This is a genomic window from Palleronia rufa (assembly GCF_000743715.1).
Classification (GTDB): Bacteria; Pseudomonadota; Alphaproteobacteria; order Rhodobacterales; family Rhodobacteraceae; genus Palleronia; species Palleronia rufa.
The window spans coordinates 252,335-271,879 of the sequence record NZ_JQEY01000001.1; the positions used below are offsets into that span (position 1 = coordinate 252,335).

General features: G+C 68.6%; 17 protein-coding genes and 4 pseudogenes. 10 read left to right on the forward strand and 11 right to left on the reverse strand.

Features of this window, described 5'->3' with window-relative positions; all coding sequences use genetic code 11:
* Positions 1-79: 79 nt before the first annotated feature.
* On the reverse strand, positions 80-3,493 hold the full coding sequence (locus KW83_RS01205) for an indolepyruvate ferredoxin oxidoreductase family protein (RefSeq protein WP_036173358.1): 3,414 nt from the start codon (positions 3,491-3,493) through the stop codon (positions 80-82).
* Between the two features lie 142 nt (positions 3,494-3,635).
* Between KW83_RS01205 and KW83_RS01210 the strand changes: the two genes are divergently transcribed.
* From KW83_RS01210 to KW83_RS19500, 3 genes and pseudogenes are all read left to right on the forward strand, one after another.
* Positions 3,636-4,559 carry a LysR family transcriptional regulator gene (locus KW83_RS01210; RefSeq protein ID WP_036173370.1) on the forward strand — a complete coding sequence of 308 codons (924 nt, stop codon included), beginning with the start codon at positions 3,636-3,638 and terminating at the stop codon, positions 4,557-4,559.
* A gap of 218 nt (positions 4,560-4,777) precedes the next feature.
* The gene (locus tag KW83_RS01215) at positions 4,778-5,347 is read left to right on the forward strand and encodes a DUF6151 family protein (protein ID WP_036173373.1); all 570 of its coding nucleotides are present in this window, start codon (positions 4,778-4,780) and stop codon (positions 5,345-5,347) included.
* Positions 5,348-6,176: 829 nt separating this feature from the next.
* Positions 6,177-6,290, forward strand: a pseudogene (locus tag KW83_RS19500) (IS3 family transposase); the annotation flags it as partial.
* 47 nt (positions 6,291-6,337) lie between these two features.
* On the opposite strand, the pseudogene KW83_RS19505 reads toward KW83_RS19500, so the two are convergent.
* Positions 6,338-7,105 (reverse strand): annotated as a pseudogene (locus KW83_RS19505) (transposase); the annotation flags it as partial.
* Positions 7,106-7,368: 263 nt separating this feature from the next.
* Here KW83_RS19505 and purL point away from each other — a divergent pair.
* From purL to KW83_RS21795, 6 genes and pseudogenes are all read left to right on the forward strand, one after another.
* Positions 7,369-9,531 carry a phosphoribosylformylglycinamidine synthase subunit PurL gene (gene purL / locus KW83_RS01225; RefSeq protein ID WP_036173379.1) on the forward strand — a complete coding sequence of 721 codons (2,163 nt, stop codon included), beginning with the start codon at positions 7,369-7,371 and terminating at the stop codon, positions 9,529-9,531.
* Positions 9,532-9,774: 243 nt separating this feature from the next.
* Positions 9,775-10,224 carry a hypothetical protein gene (locus KW83_RS20350; protein WP_152563438.1) on the forward strand — a complete coding sequence of 150 codons (450 nt, stop codon included), beginning with the start codon at positions 9,775-9,777 and terminating at the stop codon, positions 10,222-10,224.
* Positions 10,225-10,267: 43 nt separating this feature from the next.
* Complete coding sequence (locus KW83_RS20845) at positions 10,268-10,444, forward strand: hypothetical protein (protein ID WP_161785431.1); 177 nt, start codon at positions 10,268-10,270, stop codon at positions 10,442-10,444.
* Positions 10,441-10,929, forward strand: coding sequence for a hypothetical protein (locus KW83_RS21785; RefSeq protein ID WP_152563439.1), 489 nt, complete (start codon positions 10,441-10,443; stop codon positions 10,927-10,929). The genes KW83_RS20845 and KW83_RS21785 overlap by 4 nt, the downstream gene beginning before the upstream one ends.
* A 102-nt stretch (positions 10,930-11,031) precedes the next feature.
* Positions 11,032-11,376: pseudogene (locus KW83_RS21790) on the forward strand (phage protease); the annotation flags it as partial.
* Positions 11,377-11,548: 172 nt separating this feature from the next.
* Positions 11,549-11,755 (forward strand): annotated as a pseudogene (locus KW83_RS21795) (phage protease); the annotation flags it as partial.
* 167 nt (positions 11,756-11,922) lie between these two features.
* Here KW83_RS21795 and KW83_RS01235 read toward each other — a convergent pair.
* The 3 genes from KW83_RS01235 to KW83_RS19515 form a co-directional block, all read right to left on the reverse strand.
* Complete coding sequence (locus KW83_RS01235; protein ID WP_036173384.1) at positions 11,923-12,765, reverse strand: lysophospholipid acyltransferase family protein; 843 nt, start codon at positions 12,763-12,765, stop codon at positions 11,923-11,925.
* Positions 12,762-13,526, reverse strand: coding sequence for a GNAT family N-acetyltransferase (locus KW83_RS01240; protein ID WP_036173386.1), 765 nt, complete (start codon positions 13,524-13,526; stop codon positions 12,762-12,764). The genes KW83_RS01235 and KW83_RS01240 overlap by 4 nt, the downstream gene beginning before the upstream one ends.
* A 135-nt stretch (positions 13,527-13,661) precedes the next feature.
* Positions 13,662-13,838 (reverse strand): DUF3553 domain-containing protein, encoded by a 177-nt coding sequence (locus KW83_RS19515; RefSeq protein WP_081904393.1) that lies wholly within the window; start codon positions 13,836-13,838, stop codon positions 13,662-13,664.
* Positions 13,839-13,865: 27 nt separating this feature from the next.
* On the opposite strand from KW83_RS19515, the gene KW83_RS01245 reads away from it, so the two are divergent.
* Positions 13,866-14,465, forward strand: coding sequence for a histidine phosphotransferase family protein (locus tag KW83_RS01245; RefSeq protein WP_036173388.1), 600 nt, complete (start codon positions 13,866-13,868; stop codon positions 14,463-14,465).
* Between the two features lie 9 nt (positions 14,466-14,474).
* Here the strand turns inward: KW83_RS01245 and KW83_RS01250 are convergent, their stop codons facing one another.
* From KW83_RS01250 to rpmA, 6 genes are all read right to left on the reverse strand, one after another.
* On the reverse strand, positions 14,475-15,740 hold the full coding sequence (locus KW83_RS01250; RefSeq protein WP_036173390.1) for a glutamate-5-semialdehyde dehydrogenase: 1,266 nt from the start codon (positions 15,738-15,740) through the stop codon (positions 14,475-14,477).
* Between the two features lie 44 nt (positions 15,741-15,784).
* Positions 15,785-16,897, reverse strand: a complete 1,113-nt coding sequence (proB, locus tag KW83_RS01255) for a glutamate 5-kinase (protein ID WP_036173398.1) — start codon at positions 16,895-16,897, stop codon at positions 15,785-15,787.
* Complete coding sequence (obgE, locus tag KW83_RS01260) at positions 16,885-17,919, reverse strand: GTPase ObgE (RefSeq protein ID WP_036173400.1); 1,035 nt, start codon at positions 17,917-17,919, stop codon at positions 16,885-16,887. Before obgE ends, proB begins: the two co-directional genes overlap by 13 nt.
* Entirely contained in the window at positions 17,916-18,233 is a 318-nt protein-coding gene (locus tag KW83_RS01265; protein ID WP_327203953.1) for a GNAT family N-acetyltransferase, read from the reverse strand. Before KW83_RS01265 ends, obgE begins: the two co-directional genes overlap by 4 nt.
* 12 nt (positions 18,234-18,245) lie before the next feature.
* The gene (locus tag KW83_RS18945) at positions 18,246-18,965 is read right to left on the reverse strand and encodes a GNAT family N-acetyltransferase (RefSeq protein WP_051928099.1); all 720 of its coding nucleotides are present in this window, start codon (positions 18,963-18,965) and stop codon (positions 18,246-18,248) included.
* 306 nt (positions 18,966-19,271) lie between these two features.
* Positions 19,272-19,541: a 50S ribosomal protein L27 gene (gene rpmA, locus KW83_RS01275; protein ID WP_036173402.1), complete on the reverse strand. Its 270-nt coding sequence runs from the start codon at positions 19,539-19,541 to the stop codon at positions 19,272-19,274.
* Positions 19,542-19,545 lie beyond the last annotated feature (4 nt).

Genomic DNA, 19,545 nt, shown 5'->3' on the forward strand with positions numbered 1-19,545 from the left:
CACCAAAGAAAGTCCATCGGCGCGGGGCCGCCACCCGCGCGGGCCCGCGGTTTCTTTACGGGGAGCCAACGCCGTGGCCCTATTCGGCGGCCTGCGCATGGGGCAGATCGCCGGACCGGATTTGCATCAGGATTTCCTCTCGTCTTGCAGCGACGCGGGCGGCATTCGCCTGTTTGACGGGACCGAAGCCGCGAATGTCCAACGGCAGGCGCGCCAGGGCCTCGACCGCCGCGGGCATGTCGGACGCGTGCGGAAGCGCCTCTTTCATGTCGTCCTCGTACTGGCGGATCAGCTTGCGCTCCATCCGGCGTTCTGCCGAATACCCGAACGGATCGAACGGCGTTCCGCGAAGGACTTTCCCGCGGGCAAGCAGGGGATAGATCCGTTCGACCCACGGTCCGAACGCGCGTTTCCTCGGACGGCCGTCGACCTCGCCGCCGAGGATCGGCGGCGCAAGGTGGTAGGTCAGCTGATGGGTGCCGCCGAACGCCTCCGCCACCTTTCCCCGGGTCTGGGCCAAAAGCCGACCGACTTCGTATTCGTCCTTGTAGGCCAGGAGTTTGTGATAGCCTTCGGCCACCGCCAGGCGCACGCTCTCGTCCTCGATCCCGTCCAGAAAGCGACGGTATCTCCGGGCCAGTCGCTTGCCTTGATAGGCGATCAGGTGGCGCTCTCGGAATGCGATCTTTTCGGCGGCGGATCTGGGCTTGTCCACCACATCGGGCCGGGCGACCCGGGCCGCCTCTGTCGGGTTCAGCACCGCCCAGCGACCGATCTCGAAGGCGCGCAGGTTGCGCTCTACCGCCGCGCCGTTGAGTTCGATGGCGCGGGCCATCGCCTCGCGCGTCACCGGCAGCAATCCCGCCTGCCACGCCCCGCCGAACACGATCATGTTGGAAAATATCGTGTCTCCCATGGCCGCCCGCGCCAGCTCGGTCGCGTCGAAGAGCGTCAGCCGGTCCTTGACCCGCCGCTCCAGCGCCAGGGTCAGATCCTGCGTGGGAATGCGGAACTCCGTGTCGCGCGTGAAGTCGCCGGTGACGATCTCATGGCTGTTGACCACCGCGCCGGTGCGGCCCCCGGCCATCAGTCCCAAGGTCTTGGCCCCGGCGCTGACAACCAGATCGCCGCCGACGATGGCATCGGCCTCTCCGGACGCCACGCGGATGGCAGAGATGTCGCCGGGCGCGGCTCCGATCCGGCAATGCACGTGGACCGCCCCGCCCTTCTGCGCCAGACCGGCCATCTCCATCATGCCGGCCCCGCGCCCATCCAGATGCGCGGCCATCGCCAGCACAGCGCCGATGGTCACGACCCCCGTGCCGCCGACCCCGGTGATGACCACGTTCCAAGTGCCGTCGATCCGCGGCAACTCCGGATCCGGCAGATCGCCCACCTCCAGCCGTGTCGTCGCCTCCTTGCGGATCTCGGCGCCCTCGACGGTCACGAAGGACGGGCAGAACCCCTTGAGGCAGGAATAGTCCTTGTTGCACTGGCTCTGGTCGATGGCGCGCTTGCGGCCCAGTTCCGTTTCGACCGGGACGATGGCGACGCAGTTCGATTGCACCCCGCAATCGCCGCAGCCCTCGCAGACGTCGGTGTTGATGAAGATCCGCCTGTCGGGGTCCGGAAACTGCCCGCGCTTGCGACGGCGCCGTTTTTCCGCCGCACAGGTCTGCACGTAGATGATGGCCGAGACGCCGGCGACCTTCGTCATCCGTTCCATGACGTCCGGCAGCGCGTCGCGCTCGTGCCAGCCGACGCCCTTGGGAAAGCCGTCGCGGAGCGGTTCCTCCTTGGGGTCGTAGACGACCTCTATGGCCTTCACACCCATGGCGCGCAGCTCATGGGCAATGCGGTCGGGGCCAAGCCCGCCTTCGTTTGCCTGCCCGCCTGTCATCGCCACGGCATCGTTATAGAGGATCTTGTAGGTCATCGTGGCACCCGCCGCGATCGCCGCGCGGATCGCCAGCAGGCCCGAATGGTTGTAGGTCCCGTCGCCGATGTTCTGGAACACGTGTCCGGTGGTGGAAAAGCGTCCCTCTCCGATCCAGTTCGCCCCCTCCGCCCCCATGTGGGTGTAGTTCGACGTCTCGCGGTCCATCCACATCGCCATGATGTGACAGCCGATCCCGGCATAGGCGCGCGATCCCTCCGGCAGCTTCGTCGAGGTATTGTGCGGGCACCCGGCGCAGAAATAGGGCGTGCGCACCGCGATCTCTTCGGCATTGTCGGCGCGGCGGCTGTCGGCGAGCCGCCGCAGACGGCACTTCAGATCCTCGTTCCCGCGGCCCTCCTCGATCAGGATCTCGCCCAGCCGTTCGGCGATCAGCACCGGGTCCAGCGCCATGCGGGTCGGGAACAGCTCCTCGCGGTGGAGCCGCCCGGCCCCGCCCTTGTACCAGCCATAGACCCGCCGCCCCTGCCGGTCGTCGAAGATCGCCTCCTTGATCTGCACCTCGATCAGCTTGCGCTTTTCCTCGACCACCACGATCAGTTCCAGATCGTCCGCCCAGTCGTGAAACCCCGACATGTCCAGCGGAAAGGTCTGGCCGATCTTGTAGGTGGTGATTCCCAGATCCACCGCCCGGTCCGCGTCGATCCCCAGAAGCGACAGGGCATGGACCAGATCGAGCCAGTTCTTGCCCGCCGCCACGAAGCCGATCTTGGCCCCCGGCTTGCCCCACACGCGCCGGTCCATGCCGTTGGCGCGGGAAAACGCCTCGGCCGCGAAGCGCTTGTGGTCGATCATCCGCGCCTCCTGGGCGACCCAGTGATCGCCCAGCCGGATGTTCAGCCCGTCCTCGGGCATCGGGAACTCCGGCGTGACGAAAGACATGCGGTCGGGCCGCCCGTCCACCACGGACGTGACCTCCACCGTGTCCTTCATCAGCTTCAGCCCTGCCCAGACACCGGCAAAGCGCGACATGGCGAACCCGTATAGTCCGTAATCCAGGATCTCCTGCACGCCCGCGGGACTGAGCACCGGCATGTAGGCGTCCACCATGGCCCAGTCGGACTGGTGGCAGACGGTCGAGCTTTCGCCAGTGTGGTCGTCCCCCATGGCCATGATCGCGCCGCCGAACCGCGCCGAACCGGCCATGTTGGCGTGGCGCATCACGTCGCCGGAGCGGTCCACGCCGGGACCCTTGCCGTACCACAGGGAGAAGACGCCGTCATGCGTGCCGTCCCCCCTGAGTCCCGCCTGCTGCGTGCCCCAGATCGCGGTGGCCGACAGATCCTCATTCAGGCCGGGCTGGAAGATCACGTCGTTCTTCGACAGAAGCTCCGATGCCTTGGCCATCTGCAAGTCGACCGCACCCAGCGGAGAGCCGCGATAGCCGGTGACGTAACCGGCGGTGTTCAGCCCGGCGCGGCGGTCCCGCTCCTTCTGCATCAGCATCAGCCGAACCAGCGCCTGCGTGCCGTTCAACAGCACCGGAGACGCCTCCAGATCGTACCGATCGGACAACCGGACATCCTGACGCGACATTTTTCGGCTCCTCGCTGGATTTGTGGTAATCTAGCTCCTCACGGAACCGCCGCAATTCACAAATGCCGCGCATTGACCTTTCACCGGCGCCGATACACCCCAATTTGTCTATCTCGCAGGCATATCTATCGTCGGAGGGCCCATGGACTGGGACAAACTGAGAGTGTTTCACGCGGTCGCGGAGGCAGGTTCGCTGACCGCCGCGGGTGAGAAGCTGCATCTGAGCCAGTCGGCCGTCAGCCGGCAGATCCGCGCGTTGGAGGAGTCGCTGCAGACGGTTCTCTTCCACCGCCACGCCCGCGGACTGATCCTGACCGAGCCGGGAGAGCTTCTGCACGACGCCACCAAGGCCATGAACCGTCGGCTCGACACCGCCGCCGCACGTATTCGCGACAGCCGGGACGAGGTGTTCGGAGAGTTGCGCGTGACAACGACCACCGGCTTCGGCACCCTGTGGCTGATGCCGCGCCTGCGAAAGCTCTACGATCAGTATCCCGACCTCAAGATCGACTTGATGCTCGAAGAGCGCGTGCTGAACCTGCCCATGCGCGAGGCGGACGTGGCGATCCGCATGAAGGAGCCGAGCCAGGCCGATCTGGTGCGCAAGCGGCTCAACACCGTCAAGATGCGGCTCTATGCCCTGCCCGGTTATCTCGACATCCACGGCCGTCCCGCCCGGGTCGAGGATCTGGCGTCGCACTGTCTCATCAGTCAGGCGGTGACCTCGCATCAGGTGTCGTCCGGGCAGACGTTCATCGAATCTCTGCACGCCGTCGGGATTCCCTCGACCCTCACCGTGAACAACTATTTCGGCGTGCTGCAGGGGGTACTGGCCGGTCTGGGCATCGGTGTCCTGCCCGATTACCTGCTGGCCGATTTCCCGAAGATGGAGCGGGTGCTGCCGGACGTGGAATCCGGCAATATCCCCGTGTTCCTCGCTTATCCCGAAGAGCTGCGCCACTCCAAGCGCATCGCCGCCTTCCGCGACTTCGTGCTGAAGGAACTCAGCGACACAGAGCGCAGCAAGTCCGAACTGGAAAAGCGCGCCTATGCGCCCAGCGCATAGCTGCGTTCCACCCGGCTGCCGGCTTTTTTCTTGAAGCGCCCATTTCGTGGGACTATCTGCCCATCAAGACGGCATCGACCCAGTCTGCCGTCTTACCTCCCTGTTGGACTGGCCGGGCCTCGTGCCCGGCCTTTTTTCGTCGCTCTCCAATGCACGCACGGACTTTGCACCAGGGCCCGCGATCGCGTACCCTGACGGCACGCACCGGAGATGACACCATGTCGGAACCCGTTCACCTTTCCTGCGGCTGCGGCAGGACCGCGTGGCAGATCGCGCCCGATGCGCAGGGAAGCCGCGTGGTGTGCTACTGCGCGGATTGTCAGACCTTCGCACGGCATCTGTCGGCCCCCGTCCCGGTCCTGGATGGCGACGGCGGCAGCCACATCTTCCAGACGCTTCCGTCGCAGGTCCGGATCCTGAAGGGGGCGGATAACCTTGCCGTTCTGCGCCTCGGCCCAAAGGGAATATTCCGCTGGTACGCGGCCTGCTGCAACACGCCCGTCGCCAACACCCTGCCGAAATCCACGATCCCCTTCGTCGGCATGATCCTGCGTCCCGGCACGACCGATTTCGGCAAGGTCGTCGCGCGTGCCTTCACCGACGCCGCGCGCCGCCCGATCAAGCAAAAGGGCATGGCCCGCGCCGGGCTGGGGGTCATCTCCCGCGCCATCGCGGGCCGGCTGGCGGGGGCCCATCGCGCCGGGCCGTTCTTTTCCGACAGCGGCGCTCCGGTCGTCGAGCCGCGCACGCTGACCGAGCAAGAGCGCGCCGCGGCCCGTCCGCGCTGACGCCCTCCACTGGCCGGAAGCAATTTCAGGCCTCCAGCTTCACGGTCCACATGCCGTGCGCCACATCATGGCAACTCATATCATCAAGACCACCAGCAACTTCGGCTGCGCGGCGGCCTTCCTGTTCGATGTCGAACAGAGGGCGCCACGCGCATCGTCGATGCGGATCACCCGACAACGGAGGCGATGCAGACCATGTCATCGCGCCGCTACGACGTCGAAGAGATCAAGGACCTGCTGAAGCACGAGGCAAATATATCGCGGGTTCTCAAGGATCTTTACGGTGGCGATGCCGTCTTCGATCGCTCAAGCCAGAGCTATCGTCTTGCCGATATCCGCGGGGGTCAGGGGCAGAGCTGCCAGATCAAGACCAGCGGTCGATATGCGGGCCGTTTCGTCGACTACAACCCGGGTGGAGCGCTTCAACACGGAAGCCTCATCGACGCCGCCACGGAAGTGAAGGGCGCCGACCTCGTCACCGCGATCACCTACCTGGGCGAGTTGCTCGGCGCATCGCCCAGGCTCCAGATGGTCGGGACCACCCGGCAGGCAGCTCGGCGTCCGCCGAGTTCGGACGCGGCGCCCATCAATGCAGACTCGCACGCCAGGGCAACGCCTTCTCGACAAGACACCGGAGGCTCTCGATTACCTCCACTCCCATGGCCTGACAAAGACGACCATTGTCCGGTTCGGGCTCGGTGTTGCTCGGCCGTATCCACCCAAGGCTCTAGCCGAGGAACAGACCACCGGTGCCATCATGTCGCCATGGACCTGTCGCGGTTTGATGCCGCTCCTTTGATAGCATTTACTGCAACAAAGGAGACGAACTATGGGATTGAAACGGACGGACGAATTCCGCCAGGATGCGGTGCGTATTGCGCTGACCAGCGGGCTGACGCGCAAGCAGGTGGCTGATGATCTGGGCGTTGGACATGCCGGGCTTGCCGCGCCGCTCGATCGAGGCGGCCAGCACGGCGCCCCGAGATCGAGGGTGAGCCATCGGGCCGCCACCGGTCCGGGGCCGATGGCGGACGGGATCGCGGCGAGACACTCACGGGCGACGTCGTCGACCCCATCGAGCGCCCGGAAGCGCTGGCCATTGGCGAACGGGTCACGCACGAAATCCGGCGATCCCGTCGACCGGCAGTCGTTTGCGCGGCAAACGACGGGAGGGGCCGCGCCTCGACCGGGATCGGTGCCCGTGTTCCGACGGCCTTGCGCCGGGCTTTCCGTGCGCGCACCGTCGATCCCTCTTCGCGGTAGAGCCGATAGATCCCGGACGGCTCGCCCTCGCGGCGCAATGAGACGAAGAGCCGCCGACAGCCAAACCGGCGGCGCTCATGCGCCACGTCCCGCAGCCGACCGCGCGGCTCCGTGTCCGGAGCACGCCGCGCCACGTCGCGGACCGTCTTGCGATCCGCCCCGGCCATCCGGCACGCCCGCCGTTCCGAGAGCCCGGATGCGCGACCGCCTCGCGCGTGACGGCAGGCGCCACCGCTTTCTTGAAACCAGCTCCTTCATCGCCGCCAAGCCCAGCATCTGCCCGGCCAGCAGCTTCTTCAACGTCGCGTTCTCATCCCCGGGCGCCTTCCGCCGCCTGGCTTCCGACGCCGTCAGGCCACCGGACCTGGCCTTCCAGTTGCAAAAGGCGCCTTCCGACATGCCGTGCTTGCGGCACGGGTCAGCGAACGTCGCGCCAGCTTCGCGGCCGGCCGGTATGCCGACGATCCGTTCGTCCGTGACTCTCGTTCGCTCCATTGTCCGTCCTTGAGCGGGCCGGACTCTCATCAACGGTGGAGAACAAATCCCGTGGCAGGTCAAACGTTCTACAGGTCGCCAAGGTCTGGAAGACGATGATCCAAAACTTCGGGATCTATCATCCAAACCTGCGGAGCAGGCACCCGGCCCGCCGCACCGCAGGCCGACCGGACCACAGGCCCGCGGAACCCGCACCGACGGCCCCGCCCTTCCCCAGCCTTCGCCGATGCACTAAGACCCGCGGCAATCCACCGGGGGACAGAATGACCGAGCCGCAGATCACCGAAGACCTCGTCGCCGCGCACGGGCTGAAACCGGACGAATACGCGCGGATCCTGGAGATCATCGGCCGTAGCCCGACCTTTACCGAGCTCGGGATCTTCTCGGCGATGTGGAACGAGCACTGCTCGTACAAATCCTCGAAGAAATGGCTCCGCACCTTGCCCACGACCGGCCCTCAGGTCATCTGCGGCCCCGGAGAGAACGCCGGCGTGGTGGATATCGGCGACGGGCAGGCAGTGATCTTCAAGATGGAGAGCCACAACCACCCCTCCTATATCGAGCCGTACCAGGGCGCCGCGACCGGCGTGGGCGGTATCCTGCGCGACGTGTTCACCATGGGGGCGCGTCCCATCGCCGCCATGAACGCGCTGAGCTTCGGAGACGTGTCGCACCCCAGGACGCGACAGCTCGTCCATGGCGTGGTGGACGGCATCGGCGGCTACGGCAACGCCTTCGGCGTGCCCACCGTGGGCGGAGAGATCCGGTTCGATCCGTCCTACAACGGCAATTGCCTGGTCAACGCCTTCGCCGCAGGGCTCGCCGACGCGGACCGGATCTTCTATTCGGCCGCCTCCGGCGTCGGCCTGCCGGTGGTCTATCTGGGCGCCAGGACCGGCCGCGACGGGGTCGGCGGCGCCACCATGGCCTCTGCCGAATTCGACGACACCATAGAGGACAAGCGCCCCACCGTGCAGGTCGGCGATCCGTTCACAGAAAAGCGGTTGATGGAGGCCTGCCTTGAGCTCATGGCCACCGGCGCCGTGGTCGCCATCCAGGACATGGGCGCGGCCGGTCTGACCTGCTCGGCGGTGGAGATGGGCGACAAGGGCGGCCTGGGCGTGCGGCTCGATCTGGACGCCGTGCCCCAGCGAGAGCCGGGCATGACGGCCTATGAGATGATGCTGAGCGAATCCCAGGAACGGATGCTCATGGTGCTCGACCCGGCCAAGGAGGCGACCGCCCGCGCGGTGTTCGACAAATGGGATCTCGACTTCGCCATCGTGGGTGAGACCATCCCCGAGGATCGTTTCATCGTCCTCCACGGCGGCACGGAAATGGCCAACCTGCCGCTTTCCACCCTGTCGGGCGCGGCCCCGGAATACGACCGCCCCTGGGTGGAGACCCCGGCCCCCGCCCCGCTGGAGAACGCGCCGAAGATCGACCCGATCGAAGGGCTCAAGGCGCTGATTTCCCACCCCGCCCACGCCTCCCGCCACTGGGTCTATGAGCAATACGACAGCCAGGTGATGGCCGACACGATCCGGGCGCCGGGCCTGGGCGCCGGGGTGATCCGCGTCCACGGCACCGCCAAGGCGCTGGCCTTCACCTCCGACGTGACGCCCCGCTACGTGGTCGCCGACCCGCGCGAGGGCGGCAAACAGGCCGTGGCCGAGGCCTACCGCAACCTCGTTTCCGTGGGTGCCTGGCCGTTGGCCGCGACGGATAACATGAATTTCGGCAACCCGGAGAAGCCGGAAATCATGGGTCAGTTCGTCGGCGCCATAAAGGGGATCGCCGCGGCCTGCGCGGCGCTGGACATGCCGATCGTGTCGGGCAACGTGTCGCTCTACAACGAGACCGACGGCTCGGGCATCCTGCCCACTCCTACCATCGGTGCCGTCGGCCTGATCGAGGACGTCTCCCAGATGATCCCGGGCCTGCCCCGCGACGGCGATCTGGCGCTGGTGGTCGGCAAGACGCATGGCCATCTGGGCCGCTCGGCGCTGCTGGACATCGCCTTCGGCCGCCGCGACGGTCCCCCTCCGCCGGTGGACCTCCGGGCCGAGCGGCGCCACGGTGAGTTCGTGCTGCGCAATCGCGGGCTGGTGAATGCGGCCACGGATCTGTCCGACGGCGGCCTGGCGCTGGCCGCCTTCGAGATGGCCGAGGCCGCCGGGATCGGCGTGACCATCGACAAGAAGAAACGCACCGCATCGCTCTTCGGTGAGGACCAGGCCCGCTATCTGCTTGCCTGTCCGTTCGACGCGGCCGAGGCGTTGATGACCGCCGCCGCCAAGGCCGGCGTGCCGGTTCGCACCGTGGGTCGGTTCGGCGGCGATACCGTGACCCTGGGCCGGGCCTCCGCGCCCCTGGCGGAGCTGAGCGCGATCTACCGCGGCGCCTTCGCGGCCGCGCTGGGCTGAGGCTGCGAAGGCGCCCGGCCGAGCGCGTGCACCTGGTGTGTCGCGACCCCGTGGACAATTCAGCCTGCCGATCCGGGGCGTGCCCGGTGACTTCGTCAACACCCCGACCGCTCGACGCATCATGCGTTCGCTGGCGCAACTGTCCCACGAGCGGGGGCGTCACCTTGGCAACGATCGCCGGGGTTCCGGGCTGCGAAAAGACCATGGCGGTTCGTCGCTTCCGCAAGGGAAACGGGGAAGAGCTTGTCCTTCTCGGCCGCCGCGGGAGAGGGAGAACCCACCGGCGTTGCCGAAGTGGTGTATCGCGCGATCACCGGCGGCAATTCCATCGGCAAGAGCCTGGCCCGCATCCGCACGGAACTCGCCTGCGACACTGAATTGTCGCTCGGCCTGACTCTGATGGTTGACGGGCGCAGGCGCTCGCGCCCGAAGGTGCGGAATGACTGCGCGGCCTTATCGAAGAGGCTGGCGGCAAGCCGGTTCTCGCGGGCGATCTTGCGCTTCTCACACTGCGGACAAAGCTTCCGAAGCTCGCCCGGCGCGTTCCGCGCCCTGTCTGAGCTGCTTCCGGAAAACTGGACCGCTGAAACTGGGAAAATTCTCGTAATGTCGCCGGCAGGCAGAACGAGTAAGATCGACGAAGAAATCGAGGTTCAGCGAACAGCAGATTGCGTTCATTCTGAAGCAGGCTGATGACGGGCTCTTCGCCGGGCGCGACGTGCCGAAAGGCCGCGCCATGAGCATCACCAGGCGGCAGATCGCGCTGCTGCATGTCGCCAGAGGCAAGCTCGACCTGTCGGAAGAGCACGCCCCGCGCGACGCGCGTTCACATGGCGGGTGTGACCGGATCCACGGCTCGACCGGGACGGGTTCGACGCGATCAACCGCCCCGGCGATGCGCATGTCTTCATGACCGGCGAATTCCTCTGCGGCGTCCGCGCGCGGGTGCATGCGGGCTTCGGCCCGTGGCATCTCGGCTTCGCCTCGAAGGCCCCGCGCACGGGTCCGGAACGAGGTCTCCGCCCGCACCGCGATGAGGCGCCCGCGCGGCAAGGGCCGCATCCCGGGCGTCCCGCCGAACACCGTGGTCGTCCCGCCGGAGCTGGAAGACGGCGCGCTGCACATCCTCGATACCGAGATGACCGAGACCGGCGGGAGATGGAGGACCGCGCCCGCGATGCCGGGGCCGGGGTCGGGGTCGGGTGGATCCGGTTCCACCCCCGCAAGGCGACGGCCGAGCCGGTCGTGACGCCGTTCCCGGCGGGCCGACCATGGCCGGCCGGACCGCCATCCGCCAAGCGCAGCGCCTGCCGGACGGCACGGCGCGGACCCGGCCCGTCCACCTCATCCCGGTCGGCGCGTCTCCCGTGCCGCCCTACCAATAGAGCCAAGACGTGACCGATACGCCCGATCCGATGACTAAGGCCCTCGCCGCTCTGGATGAGGCCGCAGCCGCGCTGGCCACCGCTCGCGCCGCTCTTGCATCCGCCCTTGAAGGGGATGTTCAACGCCCCCGAAACACTCCGTTCAAGCCGCCCGCCACAACGCCCGAGGAGCACCGGCGCGAACATCGCTCCGGCAAGCCGTGCCGGGCGGCGCGACCGGACGGACGATCCGGCCGCGGTCATCCGGCGCACCCGCGACCGGGGTGTGGACCCGTCCGTGGACCATGCGCACCCCTCGGTCCACCTCGCGCTTCGCAAGAACGGGCCGGTCCCGGCCGCGGGCTGGATCGGGGAACCGGTCGCCGGGCCGGACGGGCTCCGGGGCCGCGACGGGCGGACGGCGCGGGCGCGCGCGACGATCTCCGCGCGGGAGGACCGCTGCCCGAGCCCCGTCTCCACCCACGCCCCGACGGCAAGATCCCGCGCGTCGAGGGCGCGGGTCTGGTCCGCGCGACGACCCTCGACCGCACCGCCCAGTCCCGCCGAAAGACCGCCATGGACCCCGGGACCCGACCGACCGGCCGCGCCCGGATCGCCGCCGCCCTCGGCCCGGGGATGCAGGCATCGACGCGATCCGCGCCGCCCTGGACGGGATGACAGCCGAGAACCGCGCCGCTCCCGACCCGGCCCGCTCCGTGCCCGCCGCAGCCGTCGCCGAGCGGATGCGCGCCCATCCCGACCGGTCCGCCCGCATGTCCGTCCACGAGGCCGAGGCCCGCGTGGACGCGGCAACCGCCGCGGGCCACATCACGCCCGCGATGCGCGATTGGGGGCGCTCCGCCGCCAGTCGCCCGACAGTTTCGATGACTTCCTCTCATCCTCGGCCGCGCCCGCGCGCATCCCGCCCGGCGCATATCGACGCCGGCACCGCCGCGCTCGTCGCGAAGCTGTCCGAGCCGCAGCATTCGCGCAAACGGATCGCGCCGCGCCTGATAGCAGCCGCGCTCTACCCGTGCCCGACGGCCTCTGGCCGCGCCGACTCAAGTCCTGCGCGCACCGTCTCCTCCGCCCGCTGCGCCAACGCCTTGCGGTCGGACATGCTGGACACGGCTATGGGCGCATGGCGGATCACCTCTACCCGGCCGTGCCCCGGGCGCGCCAGCAGCTTGATCAAGTGGGGTGCGAACTCCATGTCGCCCCACCAGCCGTAGAATTGCGGCTCCGCACCTTTGGGCGGATGATAGACGACCGTGATCGGCTGCACCGACAGCGTGTCGCGCAGGCCATCGGAGACGAACGCGCCGAAGAGCGTGGCCTTGAAGGGCAGCACGCGGAGGGTATCCGTCGAAGTGCCCTCCGGAAAGACCAGCAACCGGTGACCAAGGCCCAGCCGGCGCGCCAGGACCTTCTGCTGCGCCCCCGCCTCCCGCCTGTCGCGGCGGATGAACACCGTCCCCGTCGCCCGCGCCAGAAGGCCGATCCCCGGCCAGCCCGCGACCTCTGCCTTGGAGACGAAATACAGCGGCTCGCAGGCGTTCAGCGCGAAGATGTCGAGCCACGATCCATGATTGGCCACCATCGCGCCCGGCCCCGACATGCGTGGACCGCGCACGGCGCGACCCATGCCCATGATGGCCAGAGCGCCGCGGCACACCGCCACCGTGATCCACGGCGTCACCGGCCGCCGCTCGCCGAAAAGCGGGCGCTCGACCAGCCGCAGCAGCATGTGGAGCCCCAGCATCCCGAAGATCCAGACCGCCAGCGGCACGCCGCGCAGGACCGTCCGCGCCCATCCGGCGGCACCGATCCGGGGTGCCTTGGGCGGGGTCTGCGCACGCCAGGTCGTCACGGCCGCGGTCTGGCGTAGATCGCGCGGCCGCGATCCGTCAGCCTGTCCGTCTCGACCAGAAGGCAGATGTCGGTGGTGTTGAACTGATGGTCCACCCAGGCCCCCTGCCCGACCGTGCCGCCCAGGCGCAGATACGCCTTGATCAGTGCCGGCATCCGGCGCATCGCGGCCGGCCGGTCGATGCGGTCCTCTGCCAGAAGATCCATCGCGATGCCCTGGGGGGGCCGGGCGACGGGACGCAACGCGGCCGGCGCCCGGTGGCGGTGGTGCAGGATCGACAGCGGGCCGGCCAGGCGCGTGACATCCGTGCCGTGGAACGACGCCACGCCGAAGAGGATGTCGATGCCGTCGGCCCGGATGACCTCGGCCAGCGCGTTCCACAGGTGGTACATGGCCAACCCGCCGCGATACTCCGGGTGGAGGCAGGACCGGCCGAGTTCCAGCAGCCGCCGCCCCGAGGTCCGGAGCGCGGACAGGTCGTATTCGTCCTCACTGTAGAAGCGACCGATCCTGGCAGCGCCGGCCTGGTCCAGCAGCCGGTAGGCGCCCACCACCCGGTCGCCCTCTGGCCGCGTCATGTCGCGCAGGACCAGATGCCGGCAGACCGGGTCGAAGGGATCGCGCTCGCGGCGCGCCCGATGGTCCACCAGCGGACCGTCGCCGCCCAGTTCCTCGACGAAGACCCGGTAGCGCAGCCGTTGCGCTGCGGCCACATCGGCGTCGTCCGCCGCCATCGACACGGAAAACGCGGGCTCGGTCATGGTCGAGGGCTGCCGACACTCATGGAAAGGTCTCTAGGACGCGCCCGAGGGGGAGGCAACCGCACCGGATGCCCGGAACGGTTGACAGAATCTTTACCGTTTCCACTGTAGTGCGGAAACGTCCAGAGACGTGGATCAGAACACCGGGATCAGTTCGATGCGCCGACCGTCGATGACCACCTTGCCCGCATCCCGGAACATGACCGTGACGATGCCGCCGATATTGGACTGGACCTGCCCGTCCCCCCAGTCGGGCCGGTCGGGATGGCGCACGATCATACCCGGTTCGAGCAGCGCGTTCATCTCAGACATATCCCTATCCCCTCCGGAGGTCCGCCCATGACACAGACAGAATCCGCGCAACTCAACGCCCTTCTGGGGTCAAGGATCTGTCACGATCTTATCAGCCCGCTCGGCGCAATCGGCAACGGGGTGGAATTGTTGCAGATGTCGGGCATGGGCGACAGTGCGGAAATGTCCCTGATCTCGGATTCGGTGACCGCCGCCAACACGCGGGTGCGAATGTTCCGCATCGCCTTCGGCGCGGCGGAACCCGGCCAGATGCTGTCCCGGTCCGAGCTTTTGACCGTCGCGCGTACGGTGGGGGCGGACCGGCGGATGCGGGTCGAATGGTCGCCCCCGGAGCAATTGCCCCGCCGCGAGGGCAAGCTTGCCATCCTGCTGCTGCTGGTCGCCGAAAGCTGCCTTCCCTTTGGCGGCGACGTGCGCGTGGTCACGGCGCAGAACCGCGTCAATGTCGTCCTGACCGCGCCCCGGATGCGGGAGGACCTGTCGCTGCTCGACCATTTGCGCGACCCCGCCGGCCCCCTGCCCGGCGCGTCAGAGATCCATCTGCCCCTGGCCCGCATGGCCGCATCGGATCTGGACCGCCGCATCACGGTGTCGAAGGGGGCGCAGCGCCTGGAGTTCACCGCCTGAGACGGTGCATCACGTCCTGACGGCGCCGTCGCCCCGGACCTTGTACTTGAACGACGTGAGCTGTTCGGCCCCCACCGGGCCCCGCGCATGGAGCCGTCCCGTGGCGATGCCGATCTCTGCGCCCATCCCGAACTCACCGCCATCCGCGAACTGGGTCGAGGCGTTGAGCATGACGATGGCGCTGTCGACCTCGTTCAGGAACCGCTCCGCCGCGACCGGATCGGCGGTCACGATGCAGTCGGTGTGGTCCGATCCGTAGCGGCGGATATGGGCGATGGCGGCGTCCATATTCTCGACTGTCCGGGCGGCGATGATGCTGTCCAGATATTCCCGTCCCCAGTCGTCTTCGGAGGCCGCTGTGGTGCCACCGATCGCGGCCAGGGTCGCGTCGGCACGGACCTCGACGCCCCTGTCGATCAACGCGCGGATGACGCCCTGACCGATCGTGTCGGCCACGTCCTTGTGAACCAGCAGGCATTCGGCCGCGCCGCAGATGCCGGTGCGCCGTGTCTTGGCGTTGACGACCACCTTCAGCGCCACCTCCGGGTCCGCGGCGGTATCGATATAGACATGCACGATCCCCTCCAGGTGGGCGAAGACCGGAACCCTTGCGTCGCGCTGGATCAGGCCGACGAGCCCCTTGCCGCCACGGGGCACGATCACGTCGATGCTGTCGGTCATGGTCAGCATCTGTGCCACTGCGGCGCGGTCGCGGGTGGGCACGCGCTGGATCGCGTCCTGCGGCAGACCCGCGTGGGACAGCCCCTCGACCAGGCAGGCGTGGATCGCGGCAGAGCTGTGAAAGCTCTCCGACCCGCCGCGGAGGATCACCGCATTTCCCGATTTCAGGCAGAGCGCTCCGGCATCGGCGGTCACGTTCGGACGGCTTTCGTAGATCACGCCGACCACGCCCAGAGGCGTTCGGACGCGCTGGATCGTCAGGCCGTTCGGACGCTCCCATTCGGCGATGACCTGGCCGACTGGATCCTCCTGCACGGCGACCGCCCGGAGCGAGGCGGCGATCGCCTCGACCCGTCCGCGGTCGAGCAGCAGCCGGTCCAGCATGGCCGGCGTCAGACCCTTGTCCCGCCCGGCGTCCATGTCTTGCGAATTGGCCTCCAGGATGTCCGCCATACGCGCGGTCAACCGGTCGGCGGCGTGCTCCAGGGCGGCACGCTTGGCCTGCGGCGCGGCGGTGGAGAGCACCGTCGCGGCCGCACGGGCGCGGCGCCCGATTCCGGCCATGACGGCGTCGATATCGTTGTGATCCTTCATCGCGGACCTCCTCTGCGCCGCTATAGCAGAGCCGCTGCCGCCCGTCACAGGGCCATGTCGTCCCGGTGGACCAGCGCGGCGCGTCCCGGATAGCCCAGCACCGCCTCGATCTCGGCCGAGCGTCGCCCGGCGATGGCGCGGGCCTCCGCCGCCGTATAGCGCGCAAGGCCGAAGCCGAGAACCGCGCCGTCCGCGCCGGCGATAGACACAGGGTCGCCCCGGTCAAAGCGTCCCTCCACCGCCGTCACCCCGGCGGGCAAAAGCGACTTGCCCTGCGCCAGCGCCCGCGCGGCACCTGCGTCGACCATGAGCGTGCCGCTGGGCTTCATCGCCGCGATCCAGGCCTTGCGCGCGGTCCGGGGGTCGGTCTGCGGCAGGATCCACGTGGCCCGCGCCCCGTCCTCCAGCCGCCGCAGCGGGTTCAGCGGCGCGCCGCCGGTGATGGCCAGCGCGCAGCCCGCCGCGGTCGCCGTCCGTGCGGCCATGATCTTGGTCCGCATCCCGCCCTTGGAATGCGGCGATGCGGCACCGCCGGCCATCGCCTCGATCTCGGGCGTGATCGCCTCGACCACCGGCAGATGTTGCGCGGCCGGGTCGATCTGCGGGTTCGCGGTATAGAGCCCGTCCACATCCGACAGCAGCACCAGTTGATCCGCCCCCACCGTCACCGCGATCTGCGCGGCAAGCCGGTCGTTGTCTCCAAAGCGGATCTCATCGGTCGCGACGGTGTCGTTCTCGTTCACGATAGGCACCGCGCCAAGGCCCAGCAGCGTGGCCAGCGTCGCACGCGCATTGAGATAGCGGCGCCGGTTCGCGGTGTCGTCCAGGGTCAGCAGGATCTGCGCGGCGGTCAGCCCGTGGGGCGCCAGCGCCTCCTCATAGGCGCGGGCGAGGCGGATCTGCCCTGCCGCCGCCGCCGCCTGGGCCTGCTCCAGCGGCAGCGCACCGGCGCCAAGTCCCAGCCGGCCCCGTCCCAGCGCGATGGAGCCGGACGACACCAGCACCACATCCGTCCCGCGCGCCTTCATCCGGGCCACGTCGGCGCAGAGGCTCTCCAGCCAGGCCACGTTCAGATCGCCCGTGATCCGGTCGACCAGCAGGGCCGAGCCGACCTTGACCACCAGCCGCCGCGCATGGGCAAGCCTCAGGGCTGCCACGGTGCGTCATCCTTTTCGGCGCGGGACTGGCGGATCCGGTCGTCGGAGATCCGGGCACGGACCGTGCGCAGGACCTCCGTAACCCCTTCGCGGCTGACGCCGGACATCGTCATCACCGGGCCCGCGACCTCTTCCAACGCGGCGCGGACCGCGGCGCGCTCATCGTCGTCGAGCGCGTCGATCTTGTTCAAGGCCGTGACGCGCGGCTTGTCGGCCAAGGCACCGCCGTAGGCGCGCAGCTCGTCGATGATCGTTTGCCAATCGCCGGCCACATCCGGGGACGTGCCATCCACCAGATGCAGCAGCACCGCGCAGCGTTCCACATGGCCCAGGAACCGGTCGCCGATGCCCTTGCCCTCATGGGCGCCGGCAATCAGGCCGGGGATGTCGGCGACCAGGAATTCGGCCCCGTCCACGGCGACGACGCCCAGGTTCGGATGCAGCGTGGTGAACGGATAATCCGCGATCTTGGGCCGCGCGTTCGATGTAGCGGCCAGAAAGGTGGACTTGCCGGCGTTGGGCAGCCCCAGCAGACCGGCATCGGCGATCAGCTTGAGCCGCAGCCAGATCTCGCGCTCGACGCCCGGCTGGCCGGGATTGGCGCGACGCGGCGCCTGGTTGGTGGAGGACTTGAACCGCAGGTTGCCCCAGCCGCCGTTGCCTCCCGTTGCAAGGGTGACACGCTGGCCGATCTCGGTCAGATCGGCGATCACCGTCTCCTCATCCTCGTCCAGGATCTCGGTGCCCACCGGAACGCGCAGCACGATGTCGGCGCCGTCCGCGCCGGTCCGCTGCTTGCCCATGCCGTGCTGGCCGTTTCTGGCGAAGAAGTGCTGCTGGTAGCGGAAGTCGATCAGCGTGTTCAGCCCGTCCACGGCCTCGACCACGACATCGCCGCCGCGGCCGCCGTCGCCGCCGTCCGGTCCGCCGTATTCGATGTATTTCTCGCGCCGGAACGATGCGGCCCCGCTGCCGCCCGAGCCGGAACGGATGGTGACCCTGACAAGATCGAGAAACTTCATGGGCGGCCTTTCAGATTGGCGCGGTCCAGCCGATAGACCACGATCGGCGCCGGCTCAAGCCGCGCGGCAGAGGTGCCGGTGCCGGTGCCGGTGCGCACGAAGCCCAGCTTCTCCATCACCCGCCCCGACGCCGGATTGTCCGCGAAGTGATCGGCCCACAGGGTGGCGATGCCGAACCGGTCCATCGTGTCGGCCAGAAAGGCGTGCGCCGCCTCGGCCACGTAGCCCTGCCCCCAATGCGCGGGGTCCAGGAACCATGCGCAGGTCGCCGGCCCTCCGCCAGGCGCCGCGCCCATGTAGAGCGTGCCGATCAGCCGGCCCCGCCGTCAGATGCCGGCCCGAAAGCCGGGACGTCCGCGATAGCGGCCATGGGCAAGCCAGCGGCGCGCGGCATCTTCGGGCCATGGCGAGACGACGGAGAGTAGTTGCCGCGCCACCTCCGGGTGCCCGCCGATCCGCCGGAGCGCGGGCAGGTCGCCGTCCCGCAACTCGCGCAGCGCCAGACGCGCCGTCCGCAGCCGGTAGCGGCGGCGCGCCACCCAGTCGGCGCGGGTCATCTCCATCAGCCGGACCGGCGCGTCCTGTCCCAGGGCGCGGAACCGGCGCCGTCCCTCTCCGGTCGCGCGAAAGCCCAGCTTGTCCAGAACCCGGGCGGAGCGGGTGTTCGCCAGCATGTGCGACGCCCGGATCGCGCGCCGCGTCGGATCGCAAAAGGCGGCGTCGATGACCGCGTCGCCGGCCTCGACCCCGTAGCCCTTGCCCCAGACGTGCCGCGCGAACCAGTAGCCAAGCTCCTCCCGGATCGAGATCACACCGCAGGCCGGGCTGTCCGGACCCTCGCAGACGGCCCAGGCGATCCGCGGCTCGGCCATGCGCGACGCAAGGAAATTCCGCGCGTCCTCAAGGCCGTAGGGGAACGGCACCACCGCCAGCCATCGCGAGACGTCGTAGTTTCCCGCGCCCGCAACCAGGGCCGGCGCATCGTCGGGCCGCAGCGGGCGCAGCCACAATCTGGCGCTTCGCAGATGGGCGATGTCCCCCGTCATTCCGGCAACCCGGAAGCATCGCCGGGCGACGGCCGCGGCAGCCGGTCCGCCGGTTCGGACCGGCAGGGCCGGACGACCGGGCGTCTGTGCCGCGGCACCCCAGCCCCGGCGGGTACACCCCGCCATATCCCAAGGAGCACGGCCACCGGCGAAATAGCCGCGTTCTGTAAGCAGATCGGGCCGCCCGGGGCCGCGGCGGCCCTCAGGGCAAAAATGACGGCGGCATCCATCGCGGGCCTATCCCGAATGAGAAAAGGGGGACCGGCCCACGCCGATCCCCCTTCGCGTCAGTCTCCGAAACGGCCGTTACTCGGCGGCTTCGGCGGCGGGCATGACCGATACGAACGTGCGGCCCTTGAGGCCCTTGTGGAACGTCACCTTGCCCTCTTCGGTGGCAAAGATGGTGTGGTCGCGCCCCAGGCCCACACCGTCGCCCGGCCACCACTTGGTACCGCGCTGACGGATGATGATGTTGCCGGGGATCACCGCCTCGCCGCCGAACTTCTTGACGCCGAGCCGGCGTCCGGCAGAGTCGCGTCCGTTGCGGCTGGAGCCGCCTGCCTTCTTGTGTGCCATCTGT

Excerpts from the sequence above, each read along its gene's own strand:
- KW83_RS20845 (WP_161785431.1), top strand. The coding sequence starts at position 10,268 with ATGAGCATCACCAGGCGGCAGATCGCGCTGCTGCATGTCGCCAGAGGC.
- rpmA (WP_036173402.1), bottom strand. The coding sequence starts at position 19,541 with ATGGCACACAAGAAGGCAGGCGGCTCCAGCCGCAACGGACGCGACTCT.
- KW83_RS01245 (WP_036173388.1), top strand. The coding sequence starts at position 13,866 with ATGACACAGACAGAATCCGCGCAACTCAACGCCCTTCTGGGGTCAAGG.
- KW83_RS01210 (WP_036173370.1), top strand. The coding sequence starts at position 3,636 with ATGGACTGGGACAAACTGAGAGTGTTTCACGCGGTCGCGGAGGCAGGT.
- KW83_RS01205 (WP_036173358.1), bottom strand. The coding sequence starts at position 3,493 with ATGTCGCGTCAGGATGTCCGGTTGTCCGATCGGTACGATCTGGAGGCG.
- KW83_RS18945 (WP_051928099.1), bottom strand. The coding sequence starts at position 18,965 with ATGACGGGGGACATCGCCCATCTGCGAAGCGCCAGATTGTGGCTGCGC.
- KW83_RS01250 (WP_036173390.1), bottom strand. The coding sequence starts at position 15,740 with ATGAAGGATCACAACGATATCGACGCCGTCATGGCCGGAATCGGGCGC.
- KW83_RS01240 (WP_036173386.1), bottom strand. The coding sequence starts at position 13,526 with ATGACCGAGCCCGCGTTTTCCGTGTCGATGGCGGCGGACGACGCCGAT.
- KW83_RS21785 (WP_152563439.1), top strand. The coding sequence starts at position 10,441 with ATGACCGGCGAATTCCTCTGCGGCGTCCGCGCGCGGGTGCATGCGGGC.
- obgE (WP_036173400.1), bottom strand. The coding sequence starts at position 17,919 with ATGAAGTTTCTCGATCTTGTCAGGGTCACCATCCGTTCCGGCTCGGGC.
- purL (WP_036173379.1), top strand. The coding sequence starts at position 7,369 with ATGACCGAGCCGCAGATCACCGAAGACCTCGTCGCCGCGCACGGGCTG.
- KW83_RS19515 (WP_081904393.1), bottom strand. The coding sequence starts at position 13,838 with ATGTCTGAGATGAACGCGCTGCTCGAACCGGGTATGATCGTGCGCCAT.
- KW83_RS01215 (WP_036173373.1), top strand. The coding sequence starts at position 4,778 with ATGTCGGAACCCGTTCACCTTTCCTGCGGCTGCGGCAGGACCGCGTGG.